General features: G+C 72.2%; 7 protein-coding genes and 1 pseudogene. 7 read left to right on the forward strand and 1 reads right to left on the reverse strand.

What is annotated here, in order from left to right:
• The 5 genes from ACLL81_RS05140 to ACLL81_RS05160 form a co-directional block, all read left to right on the forward strand.
• Positions 1-1,219: DNA polymerase III subunit gamma/tau (locus ACLL81_RS05140; RefSeq protein ID WP_411287271.1), on the forward strand; the 1,219-nt coding region annotated here is incomplete at its 5' end.
• Positions 1,220-1,546: a YbaB/EbfC family nucleoid-associated protein gene (locus ACLL81_RS05145; protein ID WP_411287272.1), complete on the forward strand. Its 327-nt coding sequence runs from the start codon at positions 1,220-1,222 to the stop codon at positions 1,544-1,546.
• 1 nt (position 1,547) lies between these two features.
• Positions 1,548-2,150, forward strand: coding sequence for a recombination mediator RecR (gene recR / locus ACLL81_RS05150; protein WP_411287273.1), 603 nt, complete (start codon positions 1,548-1,550; stop codon positions 2,148-2,150).
• Between the two features lie 32 nt (positions 2,151-2,182).
• Positions 2,183-3,412, forward strand: a complete 1,230-nt coding sequence (gene rmuC, locus ACLL81_RS05155) for a DNA recombination protein RmuC (RefSeq protein ID WP_411287274.1) — start codon at positions 2,183-2,185, stop codon at positions 3,410-3,412.
• A 53-nt stretch (positions 3,413-3,465) separates the two neighbouring features.
• A complete protein-coding gene (locus ACLL81_RS05160) occupies positions 3,466-3,975 on the forward strand; it encodes a peptide deformylase (RefSeq protein ID WP_411287275.1) in 510 nt (169 codons plus the stop codon).
• Here the strand turns inward: ACLL81_RS05160 and ACLL81_RS05165 are convergent.
• Positions 3,972-4,301: a lipoprotein gene (locus tag ACLL81_RS05165; protein ID WP_411287276.1), complete on the reverse strand. Its 330-nt coding sequence runs from the start codon at positions 4,299-4,301 to the stop codon at positions 3,972-3,974. The genes ACLL81_RS05160 and ACLL81_RS05165 overlap by 4 nt on opposite strands.
• 84 nt (positions 4,302-4,385) lie before the next feature.
• On the opposite strand from ACLL81_RS05165, the gene fmt reads away from it, so the two are divergent.
• Together fmt and ACLL81_RS05175 are read left to right on the forward strand one after the other, a co-directional pair.
• Complete coding sequence (gene fmt / locus ACLL81_RS05170; protein ID WP_411287277.1) at positions 4,386-5,312, forward strand: methionyl-tRNA formyltransferase; 927 nt, start codon at positions 4,386-4,388, stop codon at positions 5,310-5,312.
• Positions 5,312-5,465 (forward strand): annotated as a pseudogene (locus ACLL81_RS05175) (hypothetical protein); the annotation flags it as partial. The gene fmt and the pseudogene ACLL81_RS05175, both read left to right, overlap by 1 nt.

A 5,465-nucleotide genomic window follows, 5' to 3' on the forward strand; every position in this document is an offset into this window, starting at 1 on the left:
GCCGGTGACCATTCTGAGCCGCTGCCAGCGCTTCGACCTGCGCCGGGTCGAGCCCGACGTGATCGTCAAGAACCTGGAGATGATCTCCGAGGCCGAGGGCGTGCGGGTCGAGTCAGAGGGGCTGATGCTGATCGCCCGGGCCGCCGAGGGCTCCGTGCGCGACGGCCAGTCGATGCTGGACCAGGCCATCGTCCAGGCCGATGCGGGCCAGACGGTGGGCGCCGCGGCCATCCGCGACATGCTGGGCCTGGCCGACCGGGCGCAGACCATCGGCCTGTTCGAACAGCTGATGCGGGGCGAGGCGGGCGCCGCCATCGAGACCTTCCGCACCCTCTATGGCTTCGGGGCCAATCCTGACCAGGTGATGCTGGACCTGCTGGATCACTGCCACGGCGCCTCGGTGGCTAAGGCGGTGGGAGCCCATGCCCTGATCATGCCCAAGGAACAGGCCGGGCGGCTGGCGGCGGTGGGGACGGCGGTGTCGGCCGGCACCCTGTCGCGGCTGTGGCAGCTTCTGCTCAAGGCCTATGACGATGTGCGGCGCGCGCCGGACGCGGCGGCTGCGGTGGACATGGCGCTGATCCGCATGGCCTACGCCGCCGACCTGCCGGGACCGGAGGAGGCGCTGAAGCGCCTGCAGTCGGGAGAGCCCGCGGGCGGCGGCGGGACTGGGCCCTCCGGCGTCGGCGGCGGATCGGGCGGCGGCGGGGGCGGGGTAAGTGCGGTCGCCCGGGCGCCGGCGCCCCAGGCCCAGGCCCAGCCCCAGGCCCAGGCCCAGGCCAGTGAGCCCGCGCCGACCCTGGCCAGCTTCGACGACGTGCTGGCGCTGATCGAGAAGCGCCGCGACATCTCCCTGAAGCTGGACGTGGAGCGCTATGTGCGCCCGATCAGCTTCCGCCCCGGCGCCATCGAGTATGAGCCCGCGCCCGGCGCCCCGGCCAACCTGGCGCAGCGGCTGGTGGGGCGGCTGAAGGAATGGACCGGCGAGCGCTGGCTGATCGTCGCCCAGGGCGGCGGCGGCGCCGAGAGCCTGTGGGAAAAGCAGAAGCGCGAGGCGCGCGACGTCCGCGCCGAGATCGAGCAGGACCCCTTCGTGCGCTCCGTGATGAGCGTGTTTCCGGGCGCCGAGATCGTCGGCGTGCGCAACCTGGCCCAGCCGGACGCCTCGGTGAACCCGGCCCCCGACGACGGCGACAACGACAACGACGAGGACGGTTGAGTGAAAGACTTCGGCTCCCTGATGAAACAGGCCCAGGCCATGCAGCAGAAGCTGGCCGAGGCGCAGGACCGGCTGGCCGCGCTGGAAGTGGAGGGCAGCTCCGGCGGCGGCATGGTGCGGCTGGTGCTGAAGGGCTCAGGCGAGCTCGCCCGGGTGGACCTGGACGAGAGCCTGATGGCGCCGGGCGAAGGCGAGGTGGTGGCCGACCTGATGATCGCCGCCCACGCCGACGCCAAGCGCAAGCTGGACGCAGCCCAGGCCGAGATGATGCGCGAGGCGGCGGGTCCCCTGGCCGGCATGGGCCTGCCCGGCCTGCCGAAGTTCTAAATTGGCCGCTTCCGCCGGCCCTGAGATCGAGCGGCTGATCGGCCTGCTCGCCAAGCTGCCGGGGCTGGGCCCCCGCTCGGCCCGGCGCGCGGCCCTGGCGCTGCTGAAGCGGCGGGAGCAGCTGCTCAACCCCCTGGCCGACGCGCTCAGCCAGGCCGCGGCGCGGGTGCGGACCTGCCAGGCGTGCGGGTCGCTGGATACCCAGGACCCCTGCGCCATCTGCGCCGACCAGACCCGCGACGGGACGCTGATCTGCGTGGTGGAGGAGGTGGGCGCGCTGTGGGCCATGGAGCGGGCCAGCGCCTTTCGCGGCCGCTATCACGTGCTGGGGGGGCTGCTCTCGGCCCTGGACGGGGTCGGCCCCGACGCCCTCAAGATCGGGCCGCTGGTGGCGCGGGCGAGCGCCCAGGGCGTGCGCGAGGTGATCCTGGCCCTGCCGGCCACCGTCGACGGCCAGACCACCGCCCACTACCTGGCCGACCGGCTGGCCCAGGCCGACGTTTTGGTGACCATGCTGGCCCGCGGCGTGCCGGTGGGCGGCGAGCTGGACTGGCTGGACGACGGCACCATCGCCCAGGCCATGCGCGCGCGCCGGCCGGCCTAGCTCCGACTCAACTGTCGCGCTAAGAACACAGCATGAACGGGTATCTGATCGCGGCGGTGCTGTGCGGCCTCATCGCCATCGCCGCCATCGTCTGGGCTCTGCGGGAGCGGCTGCGGGCGTCCGAGGCGCTGATGCGGCTGGCCATGATCGAGGCCCAGGCGGGGACCAACGCCGAGCTGGCCCGCGCCCAGGCGGCGCAGTCGGCGGGCGCGGTGGCCGAGGCCCTGGTGAAGCAGACCGAGGAGACCTTCCGCAACCGCGAGCTGATCGCCCAGGCGCGCATCGAGGCGCAGCTCAAGCCCGTGGCCGAGACCCTGCAGAAGTTCCAGGAGCATGTGGCCGCGGTGGAGAAGGTCCGCGCCGAGGAGACCGGCGGCCTGAAGGAACAGATCGCCCAGCTCCTGATCGCCTCCACCGCAACCCAGGACGAGGCCCGCAAGCTGTCGGCGGCGCTGCGGCGCGGGGCCGGAGTGCAGGGGCGCTGGGGGGAGCAGACGCTGCGCAACGTGCTGGACGCCGCCGGGCTCTCCGCCCGCTACGACTTCGACGAACAGGTCTCCACCGACACCGAGGAGGGCCGGCGCAGGCCGGACGTGACCGTGCGCCTGCCCGGTGGCGGGGTGTTCGTGATCGACGCCAAGTGCTCGCTGAACGCTTTCCTGGATATGCAGGACGCGGTGGACGACGCCGGCCGCGACGCCTGTGGCCTGCGCCACGTGCAGAGCGTGCGCAGCCACATCAGCGGGCTGTCGGCCAAGGCCTACTGGGACCAGTTCGACGCCTCGCCGGACTTCGTGGCCATGTTCGTGCCGGGGGATTCGATCCTGGCCGCGGCGCTGGACCGGGCGCCGGACCTGATGACCGAGGCCATGGACAAGCGGGTGGTGATCGTCACGCCGACGACGCTCTTCGCGCTCTGCAAGGCGGTGGTCTACGGCTGGCGGGTGGAGGAGCAGGCCGCCAACGCCCAGAAAATCGCCGACCTGGGCCGCGAGCTCTACAAGCGCATCGCCGTGATGGGCGCGCATGCCGCCGGGGTCGGCAAGGCGCTGGAGGCCGCGGTGGGCCGCTACAACCAGTTCGTGGGTTCCCTGGAAACCCAGGTGCTGACCCAGGCCCGCCGGTTCGAGGAGCTGAAGGTGGAGCACCAGGTGCGCGAGGTGCCGACCCTGGAGCCCCTGGACACCGCGGTGCGCCCGCTCGCCAAGCTGGTGGCCTCCGACGCCCCGCCGGTACGCCTGGTGGCCGGCGACGAGGGGTGAGCGCGGCGGTCTCCCACCTTGACGCTCGGGATTGACGCCCTTACCTGCGCCCCATGGCCCTTCGTGAAATCCTCGTCGTCCCGCATCCCGTCCTGAAGACCATCTCCGCGCCGGTGGCGGCGGTGGACGACGACCTGCGCGCGCTGATGGACGACATGCTGGAGACCATGTACGCCGCGCCCGGCATCGGCCTGGCCGCGGTGCAGGTTGGGGTTGCCAAGCGGGTGATCGTCATGGACCTGGCCCGGCCGGAAGAGCCCAAGGCGCCGCGATTCTACATCAACCCGGAGATTCTCTGGGCCTCGGACGAGACTGCCCCCTACGAGGAGGGCTGCCTCTCGGTGCCGGAAATCTACGACGAGGTGGAGCGTCCGTCGCGGGTGAAGCTGCGCTACCTCAACTACCAGGGCGAACAGGTGGAGGAGGACGCCGAGGGGCTGTTCGCCGTCTGCATCCAGCACGAGATGGACCACCTGGAAGGCGTGCTGTTCATCGACCACCTGTCGCGCCTGAAGCGCGAGCAGGCGGTGAAGAAGGTCCGCAAACAGGCCAAGGCGGCTTAGTTTTTCTTCGTCACCGTGGTGGTGGTGGTGGTCTCGGTAGTGGTTTCGCCGTCGTGGGCCGCCTCGGCCTCGTTCTCGGCGGCGACCTTGCCGGCCGCGTCCTTGGCGCCGCTGGCCGCGCCCTTGGCCACCTTGGCCACGTCGCCGGCGGCTTCCTTGATCTCCGCGCCCACCTCCTTCATCTGCGGGCTGGTGACCACTTGGCGGGTCTTGTCGCCGATGGTGTCGGCGGCGGCTTCCACGTCGGCGCCGGCGTTCTGGCGTTCGGCCTGGCTGCAGCCGGCGAGCGCGAGGGCGGCGAAGGTGGCGATGATGATCTGGCGCATGGCGAAGGCTCCCTGAGTCGCCGATCCGAACGGCGAGGCGTCGCCGACGTTCCCATGAGCGGCGCACCCCGGTAAACCCCGCCCATGCGCCTGGCCTTCCTGGGAACCCCCGATTTCGCACGCATCGCCCTGGCCCGGCTGATCGCCGACGGCTGCGAGATCGCCTGCGTCTATTCCCAGCCTCCCGCGCCCAGGGGCCGGGGCCAGGCCCTGCAGCCCTCGGCGGCTCACGCCCTGGCGCTGGAGCACGGGCTGACAGTGCGCACACCCGTGTCGATGCGCGGGCCGGATGAGATCGCGGCGTTCCAGGCGCTGGGCCTCGACGCCGCGGTGGTGGTGGCGTTCGGCCAGATCCTGCCGGCGGAGGTGCTGGACGCGCCCAGGCTGGGGGCCTTCAACCTGCACGGCTCGCTCTTGCCCCGCTGGCGAGGCGCCGCGCCCATCCAGCGGGCGATCATGGCCGGCGACCCGGTGACCGGCGTGCAGGTGATGCGGATGAGCGAGGGCCTGGACGAGGGCCCGGTGCTGGCCTCGGAGACCCTGCGCATCGGGCCCCTGGACACCGCCGGCGCCCTGCACGATCGCATGGCGCAGGCCGGGGCTGAGCTTTTGTCGCGCACCCTGCCTCTGATCGCGGCGGGGACAGCCACCGAGACGCCCCAGGCGGAGGCGGGGGTCACCTACGCCAAGAAGATCCGGCCCAAGGAAGCCCGTATCGACTGGAGGAAGCCCGCCGCCGAGGTGGACCGCAAGATCCGCGGCCTGTCGCCGTTCCCCGGCGCCTGGTTCACCCTGCCCGGCGACAGGGGCCCGGTGCGGGTCAAGGCGTTGCTGTCCGCGTTCGAAGAGGCTGATGGTGCGGCTGGCGAGGTTCTGGATGACGCCCTGCTGGTGGCGTGTGGCGCAGGCGCCGTGCGCCTGCTGCGGGTGCAGCGCGAGGGCCGCGGGCCGCAGGACGCGGGCGCCTTCCTGCGCGGCGCGGCGGTCCCGGCGGGGACCCGGCTTTCCTGATGCCCCGCTACCGGCTCACCATCGAATACGACGGCCGGCGCTACCACGGCTACCAGGCGCAGGTCGGGCTGGCCTCGGTGCAGGGCGCGCTGGAGGCGGCCGTGACGGCGTTCATCGAGACGTCTGGGTCGGACCTCGGCAAGGTCGACCAGC

Origin of the sequence: Phenylobacterium sp., assembly GCF_046590535.1 — a bacterium.
Taxonomy (GTDB): domain Bacteria; phylum Pseudomonadota; class Alphaproteobacteria; order Caulobacterales; family Caulobacteraceae; genus Phenylobacterium.